General features: G+C 46.1%; 20 protein-coding genes and 1 tRNA gene. 10 read left to right on the top strand and 11 right to left on the bottom strand.

Features of this window, described 5'->3' with window-relative positions:
* Positions 1–88: 88 nt before the first annotated feature.
* From recG to NC997_RS23400, 4 genes are all read left to right on the top strand, one after another.
* Positions 89–2,599 (top strand): ATP-dependent DNA helicase RecG, encoded by a 2,511-nt coding sequence (gene recG, locus NC997_RS23415; protein ID WP_190527662.1) that lies wholly within the window; start codon positions 89–91, stop codon positions 2,597–2,599.
* An 88-nt stretch (positions 2,600–2,687) separates the two neighbouring features.
* A tRNA-Val gene (locus NC997_RS23410) sits at positions 2,688–2,759 on the top strand.
* Between the two features lie 409 nt (positions 2,760–3,168).
* Positions 3,169–3,942: an ABC transporter permease gene (locus NC997_RS23405; RefSeq protein ID WP_190527661.1), complete on the top strand. Its 774-nt coding sequence runs from the start codon at positions 3,169–3,171 to the stop codon at positions 3,940–3,942.
* 165 nt (positions 3,943–4,107) lie between these two features.
* Positions 4,108–4,998 carry an ATP-binding cassette domain-containing protein gene (locus NC997_RS23400; protein ID WP_190527660.1) on the top strand — a complete coding sequence of 297 codons (891 nt, stop codon included), beginning with the start codon at positions 4,108–4,110 and terminating at the stop codon, positions 4,996–4,998.
* On the opposite strand, the gene NC997_RS23395 is transcribed toward NC997_RS23400, so the two are convergent.
* The 3 genes from NC997_RS23395 to NC997_RS23385 all read right to left on the bottom strand — a co-directional run bounded on the left by NC997_RS23395 (position 4,995) and on the right by NC997_RS23385 (position 6,965).
* On the bottom strand, positions 4,995–5,600 hold the full coding sequence (locus NC997_RS23395; protein ID WP_190527658.1) for a hypothetical protein: 606 nt from the start codon (positions 5,598–5,600) through the stop codon (positions 4,995–4,997). The genes NC997_RS23400 and NC997_RS23395 overlap by 4 nt on opposite strands.
* 241 nt (positions 5,601–5,841) lie before the next feature.
* Complete coding sequence (locus tag NC997_RS23390; protein WP_190527656.1) at positions 5,842–6,801, bottom strand: aldo/keto reductase; 960 nt, start codon at positions 6,799–6,801, stop codon at positions 5,842–5,844.
* Positions 6,802–6,836: 35 nt separating this feature from the next.
* Positions 6,837–6,965, bottom strand: coding sequence for a hypothetical protein (locus NC997_RS23385; RefSeq protein WP_277881811.1), 129 nt, complete (start codon positions 6,963–6,965; stop codon positions 6,837–6,839).
* Between the two features lie 2 nt (positions 6,966–6,967).
* On the opposite strand from NC997_RS23385, the gene NC997_RS23380 reads away from it, so the two are divergent.
* The gene (locus tag NC997_RS23380; RefSeq protein ID WP_190527655.1) at positions 6,968–7,552 is read left to right on the top strand and encodes a DUF1802 family protein; all 585 of its coding nucleotides are present in this window, start codon (positions 6,968–6,970) and stop codon (positions 7,550–7,552) included.
* 150 nt (positions 7,553–7,702) lie between these two features.
* Here NC997_RS23380 and NC997_RS23375 read toward each other — a convergent pair whose 3' ends face one another.
* Positions 7,703–11,302 carry a PAS domain S-box protein gene (locus tag NC997_RS23375; RefSeq protein WP_190527653.1) on the bottom strand — a complete coding sequence of 1,200 codons (3,600 nt, stop codon included), beginning with the start codon at positions 11,300–11,302 and terminating at the stop codon, positions 7,703–7,705.
* Between the two features lie 1,133 nt (positions 11,303–12,435).
* On the opposite strand from NC997_RS23375, the gene NC997_RS23370 reads away from it, so the two are divergent.
* Positions 12,436–12,684: a hypothetical protein gene (locus NC997_RS23370; protein WP_190412071.1), complete on the top strand. Its 249-nt coding sequence runs from the start codon at positions 12,436–12,438 to the stop codon at positions 12,682–12,684.
* Between the two features lie 171 nt (positions 12,685–12,855).
* Here NC997_RS23370 and NC997_RS23365 read toward each other — a convergent pair whose 3' ends face one another.
* The 6 genes from NC997_RS23365 to NC997_RS23340 form a co-directional block, all read right to left on the bottom strand.
* Positions 12,856–13,818: a PrsW family intramembrane metalloprotease gene (locus tag NC997_RS23365; RefSeq protein ID WP_190527651.1), complete on the bottom strand. Its 963-nt coding sequence runs from the start codon at positions 13,816–13,818 to the stop codon at positions 12,856–12,858.
* Between the two features lie 41 nt (positions 13,819–13,859).
* A complete protein-coding gene (locus NC997_RS23360) occupies positions 13,860–14,744 on the bottom strand; it encodes a ChaN family lipoprotein (RefSeq protein ID WP_190527648.1) in 885 nt (294 codons plus the stop codon).
* 115 nt (positions 14,745–14,859) lie between these two features.
* The gene (gene ppsA / locus NC997_RS23355) at positions 14,860–17,298 is read right to left on the bottom strand and encodes a phosphoenolpyruvate synthase (RefSeq protein WP_190527646.1); all 2,439 of its coding nucleotides are present in this window, start codon (positions 17,296–17,298) and stop codon (positions 14,860–14,862) included.
* A gap of 774 nt (positions 17,299–18,072) precedes the next feature.
* Positions 18,073–19,056, bottom strand: a complete 984-nt coding sequence (locus tag NC997_RS23350; protein ID WP_190430211.1) for a DUF2382 domain-containing protein — start codon at positions 19,054–19,056, stop codon at positions 18,073–18,075.
* 347 nt (positions 19,057–19,403) lie between these two features.
* Positions 19,404–19,613: an acetyltransferase gene (locus NC997_RS23345; RefSeq protein WP_190412075.1), complete on the bottom strand. Its 210-nt coding sequence runs from the start codon at positions 19,611–19,613 to the stop codon at positions 19,404–19,406.
* A gap of 149 nt (positions 19,614–19,762) precedes the next feature.
* The gene (locus NC997_RS23340) at positions 19,763–20,686 is read right to left on the bottom strand and encodes a DUF2382 domain-containing protein (RefSeq protein ID WP_190430210.1); all 924 of its coding nucleotides are present in this window, start codon (positions 20,684–20,686) and stop codon (positions 19,763–19,765) included.
* Between the two features lie 350 nt (positions 20,687–21,036).
* Between NC997_RS23340 and NC997_RS23335 the strand changes: the two genes are divergently transcribed.
* From NC997_RS23335 to NC997_RS23325, 3 genes are all read left to right on the top strand, one after another.
* Complete coding sequence (locus tag NC997_RS23335; RefSeq protein ID WP_190527644.1) at positions 21,037–21,690, top strand: bifunctional 4-hydroxy-2-oxoglutarate aldolase/2-dehydro-3-deoxy-phosphogluconate aldolase; 654 nt, start codon at positions 21,037–21,039, stop codon at positions 21,688–21,690.
* Between the two features lie 104 nt (positions 21,691–21,794).
* Positions 21,795–22,307 carry a L,D-transpeptidase gene (locus NC997_RS23330; RefSeq protein WP_190430208.1) on the top strand — a complete coding sequence of 171 codons (513 nt, stop codon included), beginning with the start codon at positions 21,795–21,797 and terminating at the stop codon, positions 22,305–22,307.
* A gap of 348 nt (positions 22,308–22,655) precedes the next feature.
* Positions 22,656–23,132, top strand: a complete 477-nt coding sequence (locus NC997_RS23325) for a L,D-transpeptidase (RefSeq protein ID WP_190527674.1) — start codon at positions 22,656–22,658, stop codon at positions 23,130–23,132.
* A gap of 211 nt (positions 23,133–23,343) precedes the next feature.
* On the opposite strand, the gene NC997_RS23320 is transcribed toward NC997_RS23325, so the two are convergent.
* Positions 23,344–24,939 (bottom strand): Hsp70 family protein, encoded by a 1,596-nt coding sequence (locus NC997_RS23320; protein WP_190527642.1) that lies wholly within the window; start codon positions 24,937–24,939, stop codon positions 23,344–23,346.
* 343 nt (positions 24,940–25,282) lie between these two features.
* On the opposite strand from NC997_RS23320, the gene NC997_RS23315 reads away from it, so the two are divergent.
* Positions 25,283–25,510 carry a hypothetical protein gene (locus NC997_RS23315; RefSeq protein WP_190412080.1) on the top strand — a complete coding sequence of 76 codons (228 nt, stop codon included), beginning with the start codon at positions 25,283–25,285 and terminating at the stop codon, positions 25,508–25,510.
* The last annotated feature ends 122 nt before the right edge of the window (positions 25,511–25,632 follow it).

The raw sequence follows: 25,632 nt of genomic DNA, 5'->3' as shown, positions 1-25,632 counted from the left end.
GTGAGGATTGACAATATCCGGGTGAGGACGGCTATTGGCGGGTAATCAGCCATTCGCTACTAGCAATTAACAAAAAAGGGGAGAGAAGATGCAAATAGAATCACCGGATTGGCTGCGATTGCAGAAAGCCCTTTCAGTCGAGGCAGAACGGGGCTTTACAGACTTAATGGGGAAACAATATCGTTTCAGTGAATTCTTAAGTCTGGAGTTCGGAAAAACCCCATCTTTTTTGCCGCTGATAGAGCGACATCGGTGGCAAGAGATGGCGTCTCAGTTTGCCCGTTACCCGAACCTCACCCTCTCCCAGCGACAACACTTGGTCTTGGAAACGCGCCGATTTCTCCATCAGATGCAACAAGTCATGGAGAGGCAAGCGCGATCGCGATCGCATCAGCGAAATGAAGACAATCAGCAGCAAGTAGAGACAATTAAATCGCCCCCATCCCCCGATACTCAAGCCCCGCGCACCACGCCCCTCGTCCAGTCCAACACAGCGATTTCTCTTGACCAACCGCTGACCAGTTTGCCAGATGTGGGAGTTAGAAAAGGCGGGTATTTAGCCAAGCTGGATCTGCATACGGTGCGGGATATCCTCTTTTATTACCCCCGCGACCACATTGACTATGCGCGTCAGGTGAATATCTCTGAGCTGGAATCGGGTGAAACGGTGACACTGATAGGAACGGTGAAGCGCTGTACTTGTTTTAGTAGCCCAAAAAACAAGAAATTAACCATAATGCAGGTGGTGCTGAAAGATCGCACGGGTCAAATCAGCCTCAGCCGCTTTTTTGCCGGTTCTCGCTACAGCAATCGCGGCTGGCAAGAAGGGATAAAAAATCGATATCCCCAAGGCGCAGTCGTGGCGGCTTCTGGCTTGGTGAAAAAAAGTCAATATGGTCTGACTTTGGACGATCCACAACTGGAAGTTTTGGCAAACCCTGGAGACCCGATTGACTCCCACACCATTGGTCGAGTCGTGCCGGTGTATCCCCTAACAGAGGGCGTAGCGGCAGATATGGTGAGACAGGCGGTCATTGCTGCTCTCCCCGCCGCCGCCCAGCTCAAAGATCCTTTACCCACGGTTTTACGGGATGGGTATGGATTGATGAAGTTGTCGGATGCGATCGCAAACATCCATTTTCCCGCCGACAGCGCCGCCAAGGAAGCCGCCCGTCGCCGTTTAGTCTTCGATGAGTTTTTCTACCTTCAGTTGGGTTTCCTCCTCCGTCGCCAAGCCCAACGCCAAAAGCAGTCCAGCGCTATCTTGGCTGCCAGAGGGAAGCTGATTGAACAATTCCACCAAGTTTTGCCCTTTCGATTAACGGGTGCCCAACAGCGGGTACTCAACGACATCCTCAACGATTTGCAATCATCCACTCCGATGAATCGGTTGGTACAAGGCGATGTCGGTTCTGGTAAAACGGTCGTAGCAGTCATTGCTATCCTCGCCGCGATTCAATCCGGCTACCAAGCGGCGCTGATGGCTCCCACTGAAGTTTTGGCAGAACAGCACTATCGCAAGTTAGTCAGTTGGTTTAATCTTCTGTACTTGCCCGTAGAACTGCTGACAGGTTCCACCAAAACTGGCAAACGCCGCCAAATTCATGCCCATCTAGAAACCGGCGAACTGCCTCTATTAGTAGGGACTCATGCTCTGATTCAAGAGAAAGTCAATTTTCATAAGCTGGGGTTAGTAGTGATTGACGAACAGCACCGCTTTGGAGTCGAACAACGGGCGTTGTTGCAGCAAAAAGGCGAACAACCCCATGTATTAACCATGACCGCCACGCCAATTCCCCGCACCTTGGCGCTGACAGTTCATGGGGATTTGGATGTGAGCCAGATTGATGAGATGCCACCGGGTCGGCAAGCAATTCATACGACCGTATTCACGGGCAAAGAACGCACCAATGCCTACGATCTAATCTGCCGCGAAGTTGCTCAAGGGCGTCAAGCTTATATCGTCTTGCCCCTGATTGAAGAATCGGAAAAATTGGATGTGCGTTCGGCAGTTGAGGAGCATCAGCGCCTCTCAGAAAGTATTTTCCCTCAGTTCCAAGTAGGATTGCTGCACGGACGTATGACTTCAGCGGAAAAAGATGAGGCAATTACCCGATTCCGCGATAACCAGACTCAAATCATTGTTTCCACTACGGTGATTGAAGTGGGCGTGGATGTGCCGAATGCAACGGTGATGATGATTGAGAATGCCGAACGCTTTGGCTTATCGCAGTTACACCAGTTGCGGGGGCGCGTTGGTCGCGGTGCTGCTCAATCTTTCTGCCTTCTAATGAGCAGCACCAAAACCGCAGATGCTCGTTACCGGCTCAATGTATTAGAACAATCCCAAGACGGCTTTTTTATTGCGGAGATGGATATGCGGCTGCGCGGTCCCGGTCAAGTGCTGGGAACTCGCCAGTCTGGGGTACCAGATTTTGCCTTGGCGAGTTTGGTGGAAGATCAGGAAGTATTGAATATCGCGCGGGATGCCGCCGAGAAAGTGATGGCACAAGATGCCAACTTAGAGCGATCGCCCTTATTAAAAGCTGAGTTAGATTATCGTTACCAGCGCTTAATGGGTGGGGCAATCTTAACATGATTGACCGCGATCGCTGATTCAAATAACTGCTTCCTTTCTCTAGAAGGGTTGTTGGCTGTGAATGCCTGTGATAAACTTAAAAACCTAAGGGCGATTAGCACAGTGGTAGCGCACTTCCTTCACACGGAAGGGGTCACTGGTTCAAATCCAGTATCGCCCATGTATGTTGTACATTAACAAATTATTTGTCATGTCACTACAAGCATAAGTTGTCCAAAATGGTCACTTTATGCTTGTAATTCTCTCTGGTCAACTTATGCTTGTAGCTCGTTGAGCGATCGCACAGTAGTTTTATTTCTCTACCTAAAAAAGTTGTCAAAGCAGCATCGGCACAAGCTAAGCTAGCCAACCTAGCCCCTACCACTACAACACTCATCATCGATTTGAAGTCGCGGCAAGTCTAGCGTCTGTTGTTGAAAAACTGTGGGCAGAGGCTTGGGAAAGGGAGAGTGTTTTAATATCCTAGCAACAGCGATCCGAACATATTAAGTAGTTGTGCGTCTAGAGATAGGTTGCGAAAAAGCGTACCTTAATAATTGACTTATCTGGTATTGGGGTAACTTCTCACCATGAAATACGGGCGTGAAACGCTGGCAGTTTGCCAGCGAATTTTGATTGAATTATTACGACGGCGACGCAGCCTGATTTTTTGGTGTATTTTTCCAGTCTCTGTTTTGCTGATTAATGGGGTTATTCTGGCAGAAAATGCCAAGTTGTCTATGGCTGAGGCTTTTGAAAAGGCTGCTCCCTCAACACTGGTGGGTGCTGCACTATTTTTTAGTTGCTTGGGTGGTAGTGTAGCAACTGTGGTTGCAGAGCGAGAACAGCAAACCCTCAAACGTCTTTTTATCTCACCGCTCAGCGGAACGTCTTATTTCTTAGGAATTTTCCTAGCTCACAGCTGCATTGGTGTCGGTCAAGCCATTTTAGTTTACACGATTGCTGCCTTTTGGAATGCTCAGTTTCAGGGTTCTATTGTGCTAGGAATCCTGATTATTTTTTTGAGTATTATTTCTTATGTTGGTGTTGGGTTTATTCTCGGTACGCAGTTTGCTCGTCGCACAGAGGATGTCAATGCTTTGGTGGCAGCATTTGGGGTGCCTTTATTAATTTTAGGAGGTGCCTTTTTACCGACTTCGCTGTTTTCAAAGACACTGCTAAAAATTGCTAGGTTCAATCCAATTTATCACATGAATGAAGCCCTAATCGGCGTATCTGCTGATGGCAGTGGACTGGGAGAAATTGCATCTCACTTTTGGTTTTTATGCGTGTTTGCAATTTTAATGGTTGTAGGAGGATGGCTGTCCTACCAGCGGATGTTGAGTCTTGAAAGGAGACTGTGATTGTTTAAAAATAGGGATGTATACATAGTTTTTAACGTGGGGTTACGCTAGGCTTTACGCAAAAGCCAGCAAAGTTTAATTTTATTCTTAGCGTATTTGACGAGTTTTTTGCTACATTCCGTGTTTAAAGAATATCGTTCAGCTTGTAATCAATTAGGGAATATTGTGCTACGAATTGAGAAGCTAAATAAATCTTACGGAACACGAGCTGTTTTACAGGAATTAACGCTGCATATCCCCCCTGGAGAAATTTACGGTTTACTGGGACCCAATGGAGCGGGAAAAACCACAACGATTAATATAATTTGTAATTTATTACGGGCGGATAGTGGAGAAATTAAGATTAACAACCAACCTGTCTCAAACGCAACAAAAAATCTGATAGGGGTTGCACCGCAAGAAAATTTACTTTACAAAACCCTAAGTTGTGAGGAAAATCTCCATTTCTTTGCTCGGATTTATGGCTTAACAAATCAGCAGCGGCGTCAACAGGTAGAAGCAAGTTTAGCGGCTGTTAATTTATTAGATAGAGCAAAAAGTCCGGTGGAAACGTTGAGTGGTGGAATGCAGCGGCGGTTAAACATTGCGGTTGCTTTGGTACATCAGCCTAAGTTGATCGTTCTGGATGAACCCACGACTGGATTGGATATTGAAGCGCGTTACGAAATTTGGGAGTTAATTCGGAATCTGAAAAATCAGGGGATTACAATTCTGCTCACGACTCATTTATTAGATGAAGCCGAACGCCTTTGTCAAAAAATCGGGATTCTCAAAGGGGGTAGTATTTTGGCGGAGGGAAGTTTAACAGAACTGCGAAAATTAGTGCCAGCAGTAGAAGTTGTGGTGGTGGAGACGCCGGAGGAGGAGCAAGCGATCGCTCGCGCGGAAAAATATAATTTCACTCCTCGGCGTTATGGGAATGACTTAGCTTTTTGGCTACCAGAACATCTAGAACTAAAGGAAATTATCTCCTGTTTTGATGGAATTCCTCTCGATTCGATTGCGCGGCAACCTGTACGCTTAGAGCATATTTATGTTGAGGTGACGCAAGGTTAAGAATTGCGCGATCGCAATATTTCTGTGTAGCAGACTAACCAAAAATAAAGTGCAATATTAATTTCGCTGAACAACTTTGGGACACCCTCTAGCAAGGCGGGAACTGCATCGCCGCTTAACTTTAGCGAGTCTACAGCGATCGCGCTAAATAATAAACCGATACCACTTAGTAGCAGAATGTATGGTGTTGATTGTATTTTCCGCCTGAAAGCTAATCCGTATCCCAAGGTCGCTATGGCATATACGACGATGGTTATCAACTTGGGAATTCCTGCTCTTAAAAGAATAATGTGAATCCGAAAAATTTCATTAACGAGGAAACCTCCGGTTATGATTGCCGAATACAAAATAAATAAATTTCGGGTTTGTTGTGGTTGAATCGTTCTTAGCAGTACAAAACTAAAAGTGCAAACAATGGGCGGTACAGCACATAATAATTGGAACGTATGAGTTAACAAACCCGCATTCGGATCTGGTGGGGCAAGTGGCGGCTCGAATAATATTCCTGCTGATGCACCAAAAAATTTGGTATAGACAATCAAAGCAATAACTGCTAGGAAAGAGAAACTATTGACCCAAAACGCAGAGCGGTAACTTGCCATAATTTAACTAGAAACGCTATCTCCTCAATAGAGATACACGATTCGCGCCAGCAGTTACGAATTATTGCTGTAAGAATCAGCTAATGGTTCGCCACAAGCAATTTTATATGTTTCAATCTGCTAATTAAATAAGAGAAAATAGGAGAAAGCTGCCGCGATCGCTACTGTTAACTCGTACCGATACAGCGCTTTCACGGCTGACTCCCTAAAATTCTGATGCGAAAAATTCTCTGCGTTCCGATCACCAATTCCACATGATGGGGCTATCGTCTAGACGATCGGTGACAATCCGCCCAATTGCATCAATTTCCTGCAATTCATCAGTGGATAGTTTAATATCACCCGCCTTAGCGTTGTCTATGACTTGTTGGGTATTTCTCGCACCCGCGATCGCATTCGTTTGTGGTTGGGCAATTAACCACGCCAATGCCAGTTGAGCAAGGCTACACTGATGGCGTTCGGCAATCGGACGCAGTTTATCCAAAGCTTGCTGGGCGCGTTCGTAGTTCTCCCCTTGAAAAAGCTTATTTTTCGCACGATTATCCGCTGGATCGAATTGATGATCGGAACCGAATTTTCCAGTTAATAATCCTTGAGCTAGAGACGAATACGCAAGAATTGAAATCTTGTTTTCAACGCAGTAAGGCATGGCATCCTTTTCCACCCAACGCCAAAACAGGGAATACGGCGGTTGCAAACTATCGATGCGTCCATACTGGGCAGCTTCTTCCAACTGGGCGCGGGAGAAATTAGAAACCCCAATTGCCCGAATTTTACCTTGTTCCTTCAGGTGGTTAAGGGCGTTCATGGTTTCTTCAATGGGGACTATTTCGCTTTTAAACACTCCAGAGGGCCAGTGAATTTGGTATAGGTCGATATAGTCGGTTTTCAGGTTTTTGAGAGAGCGATCGCACGCTTCAATCACTTGGTCGTACTTGAGATGATTGGCAAACACCTTAGTTGCATAAACCGCTTGGTCGCGTACATCTGATAGCGCTTGGGCGACAATCTGCTCAGAATGCCCCTCACCGTAGACTTCAGCGGTGTCAACGGTGGTGATACCGGCATCAAATGCCCCCCGGATTGCTTTGATCGTGTCGGTGTCTTCAATTCCCACCCACATCTTTTTGCCAGCTTGCCATGTACCCATGACAATCGGAGAGATTTGAATGTCGGAAGTGCCTAACTGTCGTTTTTCCATGCGTCAATCCTGGTTTATCGGGTTCTGTTTTCATATTAGGCAACACTTGGAAAGGGGGACGCGATCGCTTTGTTGATTTTCAACATCAAATCAGCATCAAAGTAACGATGTTCGCTGACCTGTCGTGCGATCGTCGTTAACCTGGAATTAAGAATACCCAACACTTATGCAATCCACGACGACCCCTACAACCACAACTCACGCCCTCAAAGAATGGGCGGTTGCTGTCGATGCCTTAGAACAAGGCAAAACGATTATGCTGCTACGTAAAGGCGGCATCCGCGAGGAAAACAACCGCTTTACCGTTGCCGAAACAGAAGTTTTGCTCTACCCAACTTATGAACATCAACAACCCGATTTGCTGAAAGCGGAATATTCCAATTTGGTGCAACCCGTCGCCTCCGGTTGGCATCCAGAAACCATCCGAATCGGTGCTTGGGCTGAAATTACTGATATTTTGCCTGTGAATGAAGCATCAGCGGTGAGAGGGCTGCTACCGTACCATATTTGGAACGAGCAATTTGTCAGCGATCGCCTCAAATGGAAGCCGCGTCAGCCGATTTATGTGCTGCTACTACGCACTTACAAACTGACTCAAGCGCAGATTATCGCTTACCGCCCGGAATATGGAGGTTGCAAGTCGTGGATCGATCTTGCAAGCGCGATCGCATTTGAGGATGCAAAACCTGTTTTAGATGATGCAGAATATGCTCAGCAAGTCACAACAATTCGGCAAATAGCTAATTGGTGAGAAGTATTCCATTATCCGCTATGTCAAATCTGGTTAATTCGCCGTAATTCTCCGGAACCCCACCCCGCCATCTATTGCGGCTCCGGCTCCCCTCCTCGCAAGCGGGGAGGGGCTGGGGGTGGGGTTCTTTTATTATGGAAACCGGACAGATTACCCATTACCAGACATCGGGTGCGTCAGCGGTAACTCTAAAGTAAACGTTATCTCTTCAGAAACACTCCTGACTCGAAGAATGCCGCCTAAATGTTGGGTGAGTTTCTGCACCAGCGCTAATCCTAAACCAGTTCCGCCCTGCTTCCAGCGATCGGCACGGGGAATGCGGTAGAACTTGTCAAAAATGCGGGGTAGCTCATCAGGCGGAATCTCGACCCCAGAGTTGCTCACCTTGATTTGCATCATTGCCGAAGCGGCACGGACTGTTACTGTAATGCGTTCTCCTGGTGGGGTATACTTGCACGCATTATTGAGCAACTCTGTCAAAATTCGCTCCACACTGGCTAATTCCGAGACTAGGGTGGGCAAGTTTGAGGGAATATCAACCTGTAAGATTTGTTCGCGTTCCTGTATGCGGGAGCGAAAGGATTCAATAATATTCGGCAACCACTCTGGTAGATCGATTGCCGTGGCAAGAAAGCTGGGATAAGACGCAGCTGCTAGCCGTTGCAAGTCTAGAAGGTCATTGATTAGCTCAGTTTCTCGGTTGCACTCTGTTTGCAATATTTGTAGATAGCGCTGAGAGCGATCGCCTGTCGGAGAAACCTTGAGCATTTGGATCGCCATTTTCATATTGGCGATAGGAGTCCGCAATTCGTGGGAAACCGTGCTGAGGAAGTCATCTTTGAGTTGATTGAGTTTCTCCAGTTCCTGCACTTGGGCAAGGGATGTTTGATAAAGTCGGGCTTGACGAATGGCGATCGCGCATTGATTGGCTACCTGTTTGACCAGCCGAATCTCCAGATTGTTAAAGGTATAATCTGGGTGATGGAATAACCACAAATCCCCCAGGACTCCTTGATCGTCGAACATCGGACAAGCTAACATCGATGCCTGACCGTGGATAGAGTTGCCAGAGAAGGAACACAATTGAAAATGCTTCCCTTGCCGGAGGGGTCGATAAATTTCCGGAAAAGAAGCCATTTGCAAGACGCGACCCTTCGAGGAAGGCATTGAGGCGGCGTATTCGTAGCAAATCGTGGCAGTTTCTTGTTCCAAGTTGTAGAGCGAAGCATGGCAGCTGCTCATGTTGAAAGAGAGTGCCAACTCCCTAACCGCTGCTTGCAAAATTTGGCTTTCGTCCAGACTATCGCGGACTTTGTCTGTGATGCGTTTCAGCACCGCATCAAAGCCGAGTGCTTTTTGCAACTGGGTGGTACGTTTTTGCACTTGGCGTTCCAGATTGGAGTTCATCTGTTGCACCTGCTTAAACAGTGCCGCTTGCTCAATGGCGATCGCTAACTGATTCGCCAATGAAGTCAGTAAGTCAATTTCTAATTGCTGCCACTGTCGGGGTTGCGAACACTCATGGACACAAAGCAACCCCCACAGTATAGGCGTGGGGGAAGTGGTGCAAAACACCGCATTCGCTCCCGTATTTTCCGCGACGGTGAAGATTTCGTCCCTGCCTCTTTGCAAAATCGGGACTATCAAAGTCGCTCTGACTTGAATCTCAGCCAGTAGGTCAAAATGATATTTATCTAAATCTGCGGTATGAATATCTTCTATCCCGGTGATTTCCCCTTGTTGGTGGCGCTGGACATAAATGTCTCCTAGTGGTTTTGAGATGGTGCTTCCCTGGAGAGACTTACACCCAGAACCGACCGATTCCATCATCACGAATCCACTCCAGTCTGGCTGGAAACGGTAAACGATTACCCGGTCGGTCAGGAGCAATTCTCGGACTTCAGTGACGGTCGTACTGAGAATCTCGTCTAAGTCTAAAGATTGGCGAATGCGTTGAGCGATCGCTGCTACCAATCGCTGTCGTTCAGTCTGCTGCGTTAAAGCGAATTGTGCGAGCTTCTGTTTGGTGATATCCAGAGTAGTGCCAATCATCCGCACCGCTGTGCCTGTTTCGTTGCACAGCAACTGGCTTTTTGTCATCATCCAACGAATGCTGCCATCAGGCCAGACAATGCGAAATTCCTGTTCGTAGCCCTGATTTTCTTCCAAGGCACGAATTGCTGCTTGCTGTACGGATTCGCGGTCTTCCAGATGAATGTATCCGAGGAAGGCTTCATAGGTTTTCTCAAAGCTACCAGGAGTCAAACCAAATAGCTTTTCATTGTTGTCAGTCCAGGCCACTTGATTCGTGAGGATGTTCCAGTCCCAAATGCCCATTTGTGCAGCTTCCAGAGCTAGTCTCAATCGCTCCTCACTTTGTTGCAGTGCCTCTTCTGCTTGCTTGCGTTTCGTGATATCGAATCGAATTGCTAAATATTGGAACGGTTTTCCTTGGTCATTTAGAAACGGCACAATCGTAGTATCGACCCAGTAACAAGTGCCATCCTTCGCTCTATTTTTAATTTCCCCTTGCCAAATTTTTCCGTCAGAAATCGTTGCCCAAAGATTTTGAAAGAATTCTTTTGCATGGAATCCAGAATTGATCAAACGATGACTTTGTCCAATCAATTCTTCTCTGGCATATTTAGAAATTTGACAAAATTTATCATTAACATAGTTAATCGTTCCCTTCTCGTCAGTTGCTACCGCGATCGCTGCTTGATCTAAAGCAAACTTGATGTCTGATAATTCCTTCAAAGATTTTTCTAATGCCTGTTCAGCTTGCTTACGTTCGTCAATATTTTCAATAACCGAAATGAAATACTTCGGCTCACCCGTTGGTTCCCGTACCAGCGATACAGTCAAATTAATCCAAACTTGAGAACCATCTTTGCGGATGGAGCGCTTCTTGATGGAATAGGTCTGAATCTCTGACGCCAACATTTGGCGGACGTGTTCTAGATCCGCACTTAAATCATCGGGGTGAGTAATATCCTGAAAAGTGCGCTGTCGCAGTTCCTCTGGCGTGTAACCCACAATATCGCAGAGTTTTTGATTAACCAGTAACCACTGCCCGTCGATGCTGACGTGAGCGATGCCAACAGCAGCTTGGTTAAATGTTGCCTGGAAGAACCTGTCGCTTTCTCTGTGTGCCTCTTGCGCTTGCCTACGGTTACTTATATCAGTAAATATGCTGATAAAACCCTGAAATTGACCGTTTTCGCTAAAGATTAGATGGGTTCTAGCGGCTACCCACATCTCTCGATTATTTTTGCAACGCCAACGCCACTCGTGCTGTTCTTGGCTTCCCTGCTGCATCCGCTGGTAATACGAGTGTGCTTCAGCAAGGTCTTCCTCAAAGAGGAAATCAAATGCAGGACGACCCAAAATTTCCTCACTTGAATAGCCGAGCATTTCGGCGGTTTGCTGGTTAACGTATGTCGTTTTTCCCTCAGCATCGATTATCCAAATGCCTTCACCCGTCGCATCCAGAACTCGCCGATACATCTGTTCGTTTTGGCGCAGCAGTGCCTCAGTTTGTTGGCGCTGATTGATTTCATGTTGCAATTGTTCGTTAGCTTGCGCCAGTTCCGCAGTCCGGTTTCTTACCCGCTTTTCCAACTCTTCATCAGCTTCGTGCAACTTCGCCTCTGTTTGCTGACACCGGGTTAATGCAGCTTGCAACGCTTCTTTGGCTTTGAGAAGCTTTAGAGTTTGTGCTTTAAGCCGCATATCAAACTCTCTAGACATTCTGCGTTTTAATCTGCTCATCATAACTAGCCGCGTTGCAAAGTACAGTGCTACGATTAGCTTCTTCTATCTTCTTCAGTTACGAATGCGATCGCTCATAAGTTTTCTGGACTGTAGAAGACCTTTAAGAAGCTACGCTCACCATTTTCCCGCTTCTTCCATCTTCAAGGCAGGGGATGCCGCGTATACCGACATAGGTTGTGCGATCGCAATCTCCTTTTGCCTAAAAGACATTTGCCTACTTTGATATGCTATAACTTTCTCCTTGAACAAGGACTTACTACCGACAGACCAGCATCAGTCGGGCATTTTGTCCGATTCCCCAGGCATGGTTTTGTGCCTAGATTTATTAGAGCCTATATAGATCCTATAGAGTTTCAGAAGGGTTACACGTTCCCGTTTTTGCGAATTTGGCAATCATCTACGCGGTTTTTTCATAACTTCATATCAATTTTATGTTTCATATTTTACTGAATACATCTTGCTTGTTATATATTTACACCGATTAAGTGCATTGCCGCATTTGCTGATGCGAGAGCTAAGTCAAAGGGAATTCACCCGATTGGCTAAGACTCAACTGTGTTACCGAGACAATGTTTCCCCAAAAAAAGCGACTGGCAACGACCTTTGAGCAAAAGTAATTATAGCCATAGGTCAAAGACTTTGGGTGAGTGGCGTGAAGAATTCGTCTCAATCGGTTCGGTGTCAAAGCGATCGCATTGATGTTGAGTTAAGAATGAATGCTACTAGACAACTTATTCCACAATTGGCGCTATATACAACTAGGCTAAGTTACCAGTTCCTATTAGCTATTTTGCATAAATTGTCAAGAAAAAAGTGATAAGTTTTATAACTACATTGCGCGAGCTTGATTGGAGCAAAAATTTTGTGAGTTCTTTAGAGGTATGTTATTGTAAACGATTAATAAATCCAACTTTCCTTGGAGCAGCAGTTCATCCTAAGAGATTTTCCGGTCAAATCAAGTCGAGCGACTTTGAGCCGTCTTAGCAACTCTTAGTTGAGCTGTATAGACAGCTATTGTTAAAGGATGTTAAAGGAAGCTTCCTCCAAGCATTTACCCCAAGAAAATCTGCTCAAGGGTTCACCCCTTTTTTTGAGAAAGGAGTTTTCTGATGCCTAAACAAATGTCCTGGTTGCCTAAGTCTGCGACGGATGATGAGAAGATTTTGTATTTGCAAAATCAACCCAATGAACCCTGGCGACCTTACACAGCCTTTCCGCAATACGCTGTACCCGACTACCGCGAACCAGGAATTTCTAGGGGTTGGGCAACTTACCAAAAGTTAATCCGGACAGGCTGGACTTTGGTTCCTAGTGAGAAGGCGCAGGAATTTTCTATTATAAATTCAGAGCAAAGCTGATAAAAAATACCCAGCAAGCAAAGAAAATTAACAATATCAAGTGTAGAAATGCCTGCTACCCATAAGTCTCTGGAGACCGTTTTTGCTAATGCAGCGTTGATTGATATCTAAAACATTTCTTAGCTCCCAATCCTAGATAAATTGAGAACTAAGAAAAAGTTGCACAGGGCGTTAATTTCTGAATTGTTTTAATTGTTTGCGGAGTAGGGCGATTTCGGTACTGTTACCGCTTTCTTCGCCCATTTCAAATAATTGAAATTTCTTTTGAGCCAACTCGGCTGCGGTTTGAATGAAAGCGCGTTGTTGTTTGGGTGCTACGCGCAACCGCGCGAGGGTGTTGGAACGCCTGTTACAGAGTGCTTCGTAGTCAGCAGATGAAATTACAGTTGGAACTTCGTCGCTAAGGTATGTTTTAAGCATTTTGCGATCGCGATCGGCAGCGACAAACCCTAAAACAATCATTAAAGCTGCCAGGAACCCGTAATTCCACAAAGCGATCGCTAGGGTCGCACCACCGCTGGCTTTTGCTAAAATCAGTGCGCCATTGTGGATTAAATGGGCACTCATCGCCGCAATCAACCCGCCAGAGATTAGCAGTATTTTCGTAAACAAGTTATGCCGATGGCGTGCCAAACCAAACCCGATGCCGGTGAGAGCTGTCCAAAAGCCGTGCATGAAGCCCAAGACTATGACACGTAGCAGCAGCAGCTGTCCCCATTCTTCCCATGTCTTTGTGCCCAGCAAGTACAGGATATTTTCTACATAGGCAAATCCGAAACCCGCCATCGCCCCATAGACAATCCCATCTACCCAGCCATCAAATTCTCTGCGATACCACAGGTAAATAATTGCTACAGCAGCGCCTTTGAGGATTTCTTCGGTGACGGGTGCATTGACAGCCGTGGTGATGAATTGACCCCCAAGACTTTCTGCACCAAATATCAGTTGGATGGGTACGTTTAGAATTAATTGCACAATGATGCCACCCACCACTGCTGGCAGCGCCCCCCACAAAAATGCCGCAATCAGATAGCGTGTCGGTTCTTTCTCAAACCGATCGATGCTAATCACGATGCGGATGTAAATAAATGTAGGAATCGCTATTAGAATGGCTGTGATTAAGAATCTATCCATAGAGAGAGCTTTAATTTATTCGTTTATAACTTATTGCTCAGTCACTTGTCTGGTACTGTTACCCAAAAGTAATCCGCGATCGCTTTATCAGTTTGTGCAGGCTCTTCTACCGTAGGATTGAGTAAAATCGAGCGTTGGACTATTTTATTGCCCAAGCGTCGAGCAACACGGCTGGGAATTCCATAGCCGTAGACTATATGAGCTTGTCCAGCCAGCACGACGATTTGATAATCTGGATGGGTTTTTAGAAACTGCGCGATCGCATCTGCCATTGTTTCATCCCACAGCACTTGGGCAGTGAAAAATCGCTCGAAGTTGGCACTCGAACCATGACCCGCGACTTGATGTTGTTGAAAAGCCTGTTGTACCATTTGGCGATACTCAGGATTATCAGTACGGATTTCAGCCTTTGCTGGAATATAGCGCCGTTCTGCTGCTGTCAGGCTTTCTAATCCTTGTCGGGCAACTTTGCGGGTGACTTCGCTGGGAGTATTTAAAGCTAAGACAGGCAGTTTCTTTTCCTTAGCAAAACCCAAAATTGGGGCGTAATATTCCCAAGAAAAACCCCAGCGTTTTTTATATTCGCTTTGTTCGATTAGCTGAGTTTCTGTTATCTTCCCCGCCAGATAGCGATCGAGTACGCCTTGATAGGGACGCTGGAACATCTCCATCGCGATCGCTACTTTCCGATTTCGCCGATAGAGTTCCTGAATTATCTCCAGTTGAGCTTGGTGATCTTCAGGGCTATCGTGGGTTTCCCCTAAATAAATGACGTTTACCTTTGCGAGTTGTTGCAAAACTTCGGGTCCAGTATAGCTCTGCTGCGTTTGAGGGCTGGAGATTGTTTGGGAATAAGCAGGCAAGGCACAGAGGAGGAAAATAAACAGCGACCAAGCGCAGAATTGGCTGAATGAGTATTTTTTCATAAAGAGATTGTGGCAGGAGAGCATTCTTCTCAGCTTACTTATTTCCAGCTACATGAAAAACCCGTTCTCTTGGGGAAAACGGGTTTCTTGACGTTCAGTTGTGGCAACGATTGAGTTAAACCCCTTCAACTTCCGCCACCATCAACAGCGTCTTCAGTACAGAATCCGGGTTTAAACTGATCGAATCAATCCCCAGTTCTACCAAGAATCGAGCAAATTCCGGGTAGTCGCTGGGCGCTTGACCGCAGATACCGATTTTGCGATTAGTTTTCTTAGCGGCAGCGATCGCCATCTTCACCATCCGCTTCACTGCTTCGTTACGTTCGTCAAAAATATGCGCTACTAACGCAGAATCCCGATCTAAACCTAACGTTAGCTGTGTTAAGTCGTTAGAACCGATCGAAAAACCATCAAAAACTTCGGCAAATTCTTCAGCCATGATTACGTTACTGGGCAACTCGCACATCACGTAAACTTGCAAACCGTTTTTACCTTGTTCCAAGCCATGCTTCGCCATCTCTGCTAACACCTTGCGCCCTTCTTCGGGAGTGCGGCAGAAAGGAATCATCGGGATAACATTGGTTAAACCCATTTCATCTCGCACCCGCTTCAAGGCTTGACACTCTAAAGCAAAAGCATCGCGATAGTTTTCATCATAGTAACGAGACGCCCCTCGCCAGCTAAGCATTGGGTTTTCTTCTTTGGGTTCAAATTGCCTTCCTCCCAAAAGATTGGCGTATTCATTACTCTTGAAATCGCTCATTCGCACTACTACCGGATTGGGATAGAAAGCAGCGGCAATTCTGGCGGCTCCTTGAGCTAACTTATCCACAAAATATTGAGGTTTGTGTTCACAAGCTACCGTCATTTCCGCAATTTTTTCTTTAGCTTCTACATCCTCTAATTTGTCGTAATAAATCAAAGCTAAAGGATGGGCTTTGATGTGATTAGCAATGATGAATTCCAGCCTAGCTAATCCTACCCCATCATTCGGAATCGCTGAGAGGCTAAATGCTTCTTCAGGATTGCCTACATTCATCATAATTTTAGTGCGAGTGCGGGGTAGGTTCTCCAGCGGAATTTCTTGAACTTCGTAGGGTAATAATCCGGAATAAACCCGTCCTTCTTCTCCTTCAGAACAAGAAACCGTAATTTCTTGGCCTGTTTTTAAAATATCTGTACCATTTCCGCAACCCACAATGGCTGGAATTCCCATTTCTCTGGCAATAATTGCCGCGTGACAGGTACGCCCCCCTTTATTCGTAATAATCGCGCTAGCTTTTTTCATGATTGGTTCCCAATCAGGGTCAGTTTTATCAGTGACTAAAACTTCCCCGGCTTGGAACAAATCAATTTTGTTCGCATCGAGAATTACCCTGGCTTTGCCCTGCCCGATTGCCTCTCCAACGCTACGCCCTGTTAGTAAAGGTACCGCCTGCTGCCCTCCTACCAGATGATAGCTACGCAGAACTGTTTTATTCTTTTGCGATTGCACTGTTTCTGGGCGAGCTTGGACGATGAAAAGCTCATTAGTAACGCCATCTTTTGCCCACTCAATATCCATCGGCATATCTTTGCCGTGGACATCGCTGTAATGATTTTCAATCAAGCAAGCCCACTCGGCGAGTTGCAAAATTTCGTCATCGTTGAGGGCGAATTTCCGTTGATCGCTTAAGGGCACTCGCTCATTCTTAGTGATTTTACAGCCCCCCTGATCGCACACTAATTTGAATTCTTTGCTGCCCAGTCGTTTGTCAATAATTGGGCGGAATCCATCTTTTAAGGTAGGTTTGAAAACCAGATATTCATCAGGGTTAACTGCCCCTTGAACTACATTTTCCCCTAACCCGTAAGCGGCTGTAATTAAGGCGGCATTTTTAAACCCAGTTTCGGTATCAATCGAGAACATGACACCAGAGGAGGCTAAATCCGAACGTACCATTTTTTGCACGCCGACGGAAAGCGCAACATCAAAATGGTCGAAGTTCTTGATGTGGCGGTAAGAAATTGCACGGTCGGTAAATAGGGAGGCAAAGCATCGATGACAAGCTGCCAAAACTCCTGGAGCGGTTTGAACGTTTAGGAAGGTTTCTTGTTGACCGGCAAAACTAGCATCGGGCAAATCTTCAGCGGTGGCAGAGGAGCGAATAGCTACATCCATGTCAGAGCCATAAAGCTTGCACATCTGTTGGTAAGCTGCGGTAATTGCTGCCCGTAGTTCCTCAGGGAAAGGCGTATGCATTAACAATGCTCGTGCCTTTTTTCCGCGTTCCCGCAGGTTGTCGAGGTCTTCAACATCCAAGTCAGAAAAGAGCGATCGCAGCTTGTCTTCTAATCCCGCTGATTGAATGAAATAGCGGTAGGCATACGCCGTTGTGGCAAACCCGTTGGGAACATTGACTCCCTGGCGGGTTAACTGCTGAATCATTTCCCCTAAGGAAGCATTTTTTCCGCCTACCAAAGGGACATCGATAATTCCAACTTCATCGAACCAGAGAATTAGCGATCGCTCTTTGGATAAGTGCAATGACCTTTCTGCCGCTGCTGTAACCATAGCTTTTTCTCCTTTTGTAGCTTTAGTCTAGCGATGGCGAGGCTGAGAATGGGTAAATTAGATCACTTCTTCATTAATTTTGTAATTTCTTTGGGATCACTGCGAAATCAGCCGGTTTTGGTTATAATTTCCAGAGATTAAAGCTGCCAATTAGCAAAAATGTCCTCGATAACAGGTCGGAATAAAGCTTAAAGAATTCAGAATAAATACTGAGGGATCGAGGATAAAGGTAAACAGAGTTTATAACTTTCGCCTTTCCTGCTCAAACTTTTTTACCCTTTAATTAATTAATTCCGATTTCCAGCCAAGTCCTTGTAGGCTGAGAATTGTTCTCTTGATTCCTTACTGAGGTACAAAGCAAAACGATAAAAGCCTCCCTACCTTCTTGCACGCAAAACAAAATAGCAGACCAAATGGAAAAAATTCCCCCATCTCTGTGAAGTTCGGGGGCAAGGAAGGAGCTGTTGTAGAGCAATCAAAAAGGGTAGGCGATCGCGTTTGCGATCGGAAGATTGGGAATGTTACAAGCGAGCATGCCCTGTATTGCTGAGATACGCCCCCACGTTTCTAGCGTGGGGCTACATAAACGAAGTTTGCCGGGAGCAGGCTAAAATTCTTAGTCTGTTCCCGGCAGCCGTTATCCTCGCAAGCCTCCACCCTTCAGGGTGTAGGCGCATGATGCATTGGGATGCTCCCAGTTAGCAGTTCCCTATCACCCAAGTACCACGTTTCCAATCTTCAGGCACTTGTCTCAAACTTTATATCTCAACCGGGTTACTTTCCATTTGACGATGGCTTGATTGAACAGCGATCAAACCATTCCTGGTAAGTTGCCTGATGTTCTGCGTCTTCTAGAATGATTTCCACTCGGACTTTGGCACACCCATGCCCACGCTGATGCGCGATCGCATCTAAAATTCGACTTGCTGTTCTCGGTGAATCAAACTCACCTCTAACTGTTGGCTGAGTATCTAAACTTGTAGTTTTAGCGTCGATACTTGTAGATTTAGCGCCGATAGCTGCTTCAATCAGCTCAAGACCAGGAATTTCTCCTTGTCCTAAATCAATTTCTGCAAGCTGTTTGTGTTCGGGGCTGACTTGTTCAACAATTAGAATTTCGCGGCGGACTGGCACCTCTACCATGCGCGTTTCGATTTCTTTGCGAACGATAACTTCACCGACTTTATGTTTGTTGCTGTCAATGACTAATCGTTCTTCTAACAACCGGAAGATTTCTTCCTCGACAACTTCTGACTCTGTACTAAAAGTATTAGAAGCATCCTCTGGCATACTATTTCGCTCCAGTTCTTCTGGGTGATTATTTAAGTCATCTGGCGTTGCCATGACAGAGGCAGTCGAGGCATCTGTTACTTCCCATTCAGCTTTTTTTGAGATTGGTGAAGTTTCTAAAGGCTCTACATCCGTTGTTTTTTCTAAGGGTACATATTCAGGCAAATACTGGGTTTCCGCTTTGCTAATGTCTACAAACAGAGTTTTTGTAGACGAGTCCACCTGCTGGATATGCTTGCTTCGGATGAGAAATAATGGGGCATTTTGATTTAGCCCTTCTTGAGATATCACTAAGTTTAGCTGACGGTCTGAATCGAGATTTACATCCTTCACCTTTCCTAACAGCAAGTTTTCCCGATCTCTGACTGCAAAAGATTTAAGTTTACTTTGCAATTTATTTAGCAAGACATTAATTCTGACATCGTTTCGCCTTGCTCCTTGCCCTTGTGCTAGCATTTGATGGTTCATTTTAAAAACTTCCTAAACGATCTTGAAGCAAAATTCGATTTTTTCTTCCATTTATGAACGGGTGTTTATGTTTATATAGATAACAAGCAAGTCCTCATCCCAGTTTGAAGTTTAGATTTTGGATTAGGCATGGGGAAAGGGGATCTTTACCAGTAGCATATTCGCTTTGTTAGTAACGAATTTTCGGTTGAGTTGTGTGACTAATCGTTACCCAACCGACAAAAGACAATGGTAATACAATCCCATATCCGCCATTTCAAAATTTGCAGCCCTTTTCCTAAACTCAAAAGTTTCTAGCCAGACTTGACGAATAAACACCCGATAATGCTTAAGCGTTTTATTGAAAATTAGGTGGTTGTATAGTTGGCATCCATCCAACAGCGAGGTAGGCTTTCCCCAGAAGGAAAAATTAATTCTTTCTTCTCAAAAGAAGCTTTTTCCTGTTCCTCCTGCCCTGCTTGATCTCGCCCAGAAATTGCATCATTATTAGGGTTGAACAGCTCCTCAATATCGAGAACTTCTATCAAATCGCCGGTTTGTTTGTTTTTGAGAAACATGAAGACTTTCTAAATTAGGTTATCAAGTGCAAGTTAGTGGTAGGAAAACCCTACCTCTAAAGGTGCAGGCAGAGCTAATAATTCGCCCTGCCTGCATGGTTTTTACTCGCTTAAATCATCGGTGACTTAATCGCTCGTTGGAGGGCTTCTTAAATCCGATCAGAAGGTAAGTTAGTAGGGCGGTTAATAGTAGCTTGCCCGTCCGTATTCACATCTAACTCTTCACGACGAATCGTTTCTTCTGCGTCAACTGTTTCGTGGTCTACAACTTTCTTAACTCTGACTTCCTCACGCACAAAAGCTTCTTTGTGAATGTCAGGAGTTTCTTCGTAGATTTCCACGCGGGCAACTTCCCCTTCGCGGAAATCAGCTTCGCCAGGAGTTACGGCTGTTCCAGCATCTGCTGGAGTAACTCGCTCAATCACCACTCGCTCTTTTTCAACTGGTACTGACACTCGTGCAGTTTCGGTTTCAATGTGCTTACCAACCGTAACTTCCCCGGTTTTAACGCGAGTTTTGTTAGCAATCAACCGCTCTTGGTACAGTCTGAGAGTTTGATGATCCCGATCGTTCAGTCCGTACAAATTCGGCTCTTGCTGATAGTTGTAGGTACTCCGATCGTAAGCGTCAATGTTAGGCGTAGCCGCTGCATAGGAGGTATCAACAACAGGTGCTGCATCAACGTTAGCAGAGGTAGCAGAGGCTCCAGTAGAGGGAGTGCGATAAACGCCTCTTACCCGTTCTTCATAGTCGTAATCAGTCCTGGTAGCTTCGTTGAACTCTGGTAAAGCTTCTGCTTGCTCTCTGGTCATGCCAATGGCATAAACCCGATCCGTGTTGTAATCGATTCGCGAACGACCAATTGGTAGTAAAACTTTTTTGCCAAAAATCCAAAAGCCTAGGTCAACAACTAAATAACGGAAATGACCTTCTTCATCAACTAGAACATCGCTAACGGTTCCAATTTTATCGTCGGTACTACTTTCTGAATAGACCCCCATTCCATGAAGGTCATCTCCTTCAAAAGTCTCGCTGTAGTTTGGATCAAAGTCAGTGAGTTTTAAAAGAGGCATGGTTTTGTTTCCTCAAAATTATTTCTATATTTGCGATTTTATTAATTTTATTAAGTGTTTCCATCTCCCTAGCGACTGAATTAACTCGCGTTAAGTAACTCCTGCAAAAATTAAATCAAAGGATTTCAATATTTAAACTTGAGTTATTGAAAATGTAACTTGGTGGTTGAGCTTGAGTTTTTTAGGCAGTAACTGATAGCTAAAAATATTAAGAAATATTAATTAAGAGCAAGTTAAGATAAACAAATGCGTATTCCTAAGGGCTGAAAAACAAGTAAGAATTAAATCAGAAATAGCTAATAGTATCTAAGAAGTTCAAAAATTAATCTGCCTAACGGTAGAAAATGAGGATGTATAATCAGTCGTGGTTCAAGCAGGTGCAAAAGCACCGTGCGATCGCAGTCATTCGCGCACCGCAGATGGAGCTGGGTCGCCAAATGGCTCATGCGGTTGCGTCTGGGGGAATGCAGTTGATTGAAATTACTTGGAATAGCGACAACCCAGCAGAATTGATTGGTGATTTGCGATCGCAATTACCCGCGTGTACGATTGGCACGGGCACTGTATTAAATCGGGAACAGCTTAAAGACGCGATCGCTGCCGGTGCCCAGTTCGTCTTTACTCCCCACGTTGACCCAATCTTAATTCAGATAGCAATGGATAGCGGCGTGCCGATGGTGCCGGGGGCGCTGTCTCCAACGGAAATTGTCACCGCGTGGCAAGCCGGTGCCAGTTGTGTCAAAGTGTTCCCCGTCCAAGCGGTAGGCGGTGCCAGCTACATCAAAAGTCTGCAAGGGCCATTAGGACATATTCCCTTAATTCCGACTGGGGGGGTCACGGTAGAAAATGCTAAAGCCTTTCTCGCGGCTGGAGCGATCGCGGTCGGACTTTCCGGCAGTTTATTTCCCCAAAACTGGGAAGCCAATGCGTCGTCCTCTGGATGGGAGGCGATCGCCAAACGCGCTCAAACTCTGATGCAATTAGTGAATGAATCCACCAGCTGAGTTACGATTGAGCTAATAAAAGACCGACATTAGTTGCTCCTAGCAGCTAATCAGAGCTTTTCGCTGAATTTTTCTAACCGATCCACCGAGTGAGATGATTTGCCATGAAAAGCATCATTTCTGCTAATTTGCTGCATCGCCCAGTTGCATTTTTTGCTGGGGCGGTGGTGGCGCTTACGGCTTTGGATGCTGCTTTCGCACCCGCGATCGCTCAAACAAAGCAGCCGATTGTGGCTGCAAAAATGCAGGAGTTGCAACAATCTGATCAACGCTGGATTCAGATTGACCTGTCCAAGCAACGACTGGTTGCTTGGGAAGGTGGAAAACCCGTCTATGCAGTAGTGGTTTCCACTGGCAAACGTTCAACCCCCACTCGCACCGGCACGTTTGCGATTAAATCTAAACATCGGTCTGCCAGGATGCGCGGGGCTGATTATGATGTTCCGAATGTTCCTTACACGATGTATTACCACGGTGGTTATGCCATCCACGGTGCTTATTGGCATCGCCGGTTTGGAACTCCCGTTAGCCACGGTTGCATCAATGTAGCCGTTAATCATTCTAAATGGCTATTTAACTGGGCTGCGGTGGGGACGCCCGTCGTTGTCCATAAGTAAGAAGGAAAGTAAATAAAAATAAATAGTTTTTTTGGCTCTAGAACCCTCTTTTATGGAAAAATCTGGAATGGATTCCCAAAATCTATCTAAAGATGGTTTTAGCTAACTATCAGATAGGGAAACCTAACCTTAGCTACTTTCCTAGACCCGAAAGTGAGGTGTGTCATTAAAAGCCAAATTTGCTTTGCTTGGTTACGTCGTTCTGGAACCTTCTGGGCAAGTATTGCCCTGATCTTTGCGACTTTGTTTTCTTGGTCAACGCCCGCTCTGTCAGCATCAAAGTCAGTCAGGGCAAGGGAGACAGCCGAACAGCCATCGACGAGAAGATCAGTGCGATCGCGCAGAGCCATGCGGAAGCGCATCCGAGTTCGGAGAACAGCCGCCAGCAACAGAGTTCGCCGTAGAAGAATCGCTAGCAACAGGGTTCGTCGCACAAGAGTCGCTAGCAACAAGATTCGCGCTCGGCGATCGCAGCGACGCTGGATTGAGGTAAACCTTTCAAAGCAACGGTTAATCGCCTGGGAAGGGGGAAGACGGGTTTATTCTGTCCGCATCTCCAGTGGTAAGCGCTCCACTCCCACTCGCGTCGGGACTTTCAGGATTCAATCAAAGCATCGCACGGCTCGGATGCGAGGAAGAGACTACAACGTTCCTAATGTACCCTACACGATGTACTACTCTGGCGGCTATGCCATTCATGGAGCTTACTGGCATAACCGCTTTGGCACGCCAGTTAGCCACGGCTGCGTCAATGTGCCAGTCGCTCAAGCTCGCAAGTTGTACAGCTTCGCCTCACATGGCACAAAGGTGGTTGTCCGTCGGTAAGGGGTAACGGGTAATATCAAATGCGTCATCAAAGAACCCCCGCCCCCTATCCCCAGAGGGGACCCCGAGTCCCCCAACCCCTCCCCGCAAGCAGGGAGGGGAGCCGGAGCCGGAGTGGGAGCGGGAGCAAAAGGCGATCGCTCTCTAGGTGGTGGGGTTCTTCTTAATTGCGGGTAATCAACTGGATTGGATAAGGACTGATGACCCAAACCTAGCTCAGCTCAACGACCGGCTGATTGTCTAATAAAGTTTGATTGGTCAGCAGGTCTTCAACGGTGATTCGCAGGAAGCGATCGCGATCGACGCGAAACAGAAGTTTAATGCGATCGCTTCCTGGATACCCTGGTGGTGTCAAATTGGCAATGGTACGGGCACCCTGACGGTCGTTGAGGGGTTGTACCGATGTCTGGTCGCTGCCTAGCCGACGAGTGATTAAGCGATCGCCATCGAAATACACTTCGGTTCCACCTGTTTCAGCACCTAACTCTCCGACAATTAATTCGATGCTGGGTTGGTTTTCCACCGAAGCACCTAGAACTAATTCCACAGGTTGGCTCATCGGGTAAGCTTGACCTGAATTAATCAGTTGATGCCAGTTGTGGCGATTATTCCGGCGATCCCAGTAGCGGATGCCGTAGCTGTGGTAGAGAAAATCTTGCAGTTCGACGCCTTGACTCAGTTGCAGGGCACCTTGGGCGATCGCTTCAAACGGGCGATCGCAACGAATTTTGCTGGAGTCAAAGTATTGCTGCACCCACGTCTGTACGGCGGGGATTTGTACAGTACCGCCCACTAATAAGACAGCATCAATATCGGACACCTCAATGCCTTGCCGACGCGCTTGCTGCAATACTTGAGTCATTGACTCATCTAAGCGAGCAAAAAATTCATGTTCTTTAAGGATGGCTTCAAAGCGATCGCGATTCAGTTCTAATTCGTAACTCTCAAAAGTTTCATCATTAAAATAAACCTCATTCGCCTCTGTTTGCACAGATAACTGAATCTTTAACCGTTCTGCCAATCGTGTCGTCAAAGGGGTCGGCTTCAATCCCTGAGTTTTGGCAAAATAATCAACAACCCAGTTATCCAGATCCGAACCGCCTAAATTTTGTCCGGCTTTCGCTAATACCCGCGCAGTTTTTGCCTTCTGTCCAGACTTTTCAGCTAGCTGTTTTTTTCCCCATTTGAGAATAAAACCCAGCGGCTTCTGAGTTTCTGTCATATCCAGCCGCACCAGGGAAAGATCCAGCGTCCCGCCGCCAAAATCTACCACCAGCACTACACCCCCATCTTTCATTCCATAGCCCAAAGCAGCGGCTGTCGGTTCATCCAACATCCGCACTTGTTCTACTGGAAGAGTTTGGCATACCTGCCCCAGCCACTTGCGGTAAGCTTCAAAACTGTCTACTGGCACCGTTAATACCAGAGACTGTCCGACGTCGGGGTTAACGGCATTGAGTTTCTCAATCAGGTGGTTGAGGAACCATTGTCCGACTTGCTCAAAAGTAACGAACTGCCCATCTAATTCTGGGAGGAATCCTTGAATATCAGCCCCAATTCCTCGTTTAAAGCTGCGGAAAAAGCGGGCATCGCTAGTGAGATCGAGACCGCGATCGCGTACAGCTTGCCCCACCACCACCGTCGAGAGTGCCGCATCCTCAACATAGAGCAAACTGGGAATTAGGGGGGGATTCTGCCCAGCGATGACCGATAACCCAGGTAGACTCACGGTTTCTGGTTGCTGGAGGGCTGGATTCCAGCGAGCGATAACCGTATTGCTAGTTCCAAAATCAATTGCGATCGCCATTCAGCTTCACACCGACAAACCGGCATCACGTCCTCAAGGATTTTATCAACGAATCTCCCTGTTTCCCTTCAAACTCAGTTTTCCTGCTTTTTTTGTCTGACTTAAAGGCTACTAAACCTCTATGCTGTCGAGGTTATAGCTTTTTTAGTAGTTTAATATACATTTTCTTGCCTTTTGTCGATTTCTCTGGTATTTTAACAACTCCCTCTTTGGACGCATGGCAAGTAAAAGAAACATTTTTTAACATAGAAGTGTCAAGGGGAATGTCAGGAGTTATCAAAAGTCCTCAAGCCCTTTAATCGCTAGATGACCATTCAGTATTTTTAGAAAAAGGGCTGAAAAGATGAATAACCAGCAACCAACAGAAGCTGCTAATTTCTTAGCAAACTTCAAAATTGGTCTATGGTTCTTCGGTATTTCCTTCTGGCTATTTGGGATTACCGATAGAAGTATTGCTTCATTGTCAGATGGATATCTTTCTGTCATTGACATCGCGCAACTAGGCACGGCGACGTTTTTCTTTGTAAGTTGGTTGCTTTTAAAGCCAACCTCAAGGCAAAAGCAGGTTTAAGACAGGTGGCATTCGGAGGGTTTTTCCAGAGGGTATCGAGTGCCATTGGCACTTGATGAAGTAGACGATCCCAAATGCGATCGCTTCTATACAAGCTTCCAAGCACCATTAGGAGTGCTAAA

The sequence above is a fragment of the Trichocoleus sp. DQ-A2 genome (assembly GCF_039961915.1).
GTDB lineage: Bacteria > Cyanobacteriota > Cyanobacteriia > Cyanobacteriales > FACHB-T130 > FACHB-T130.
Note: the sequence above shows the minus strand (reverse complement) of the source record. Positions and strands in the feature narration are given on the sequence as shown.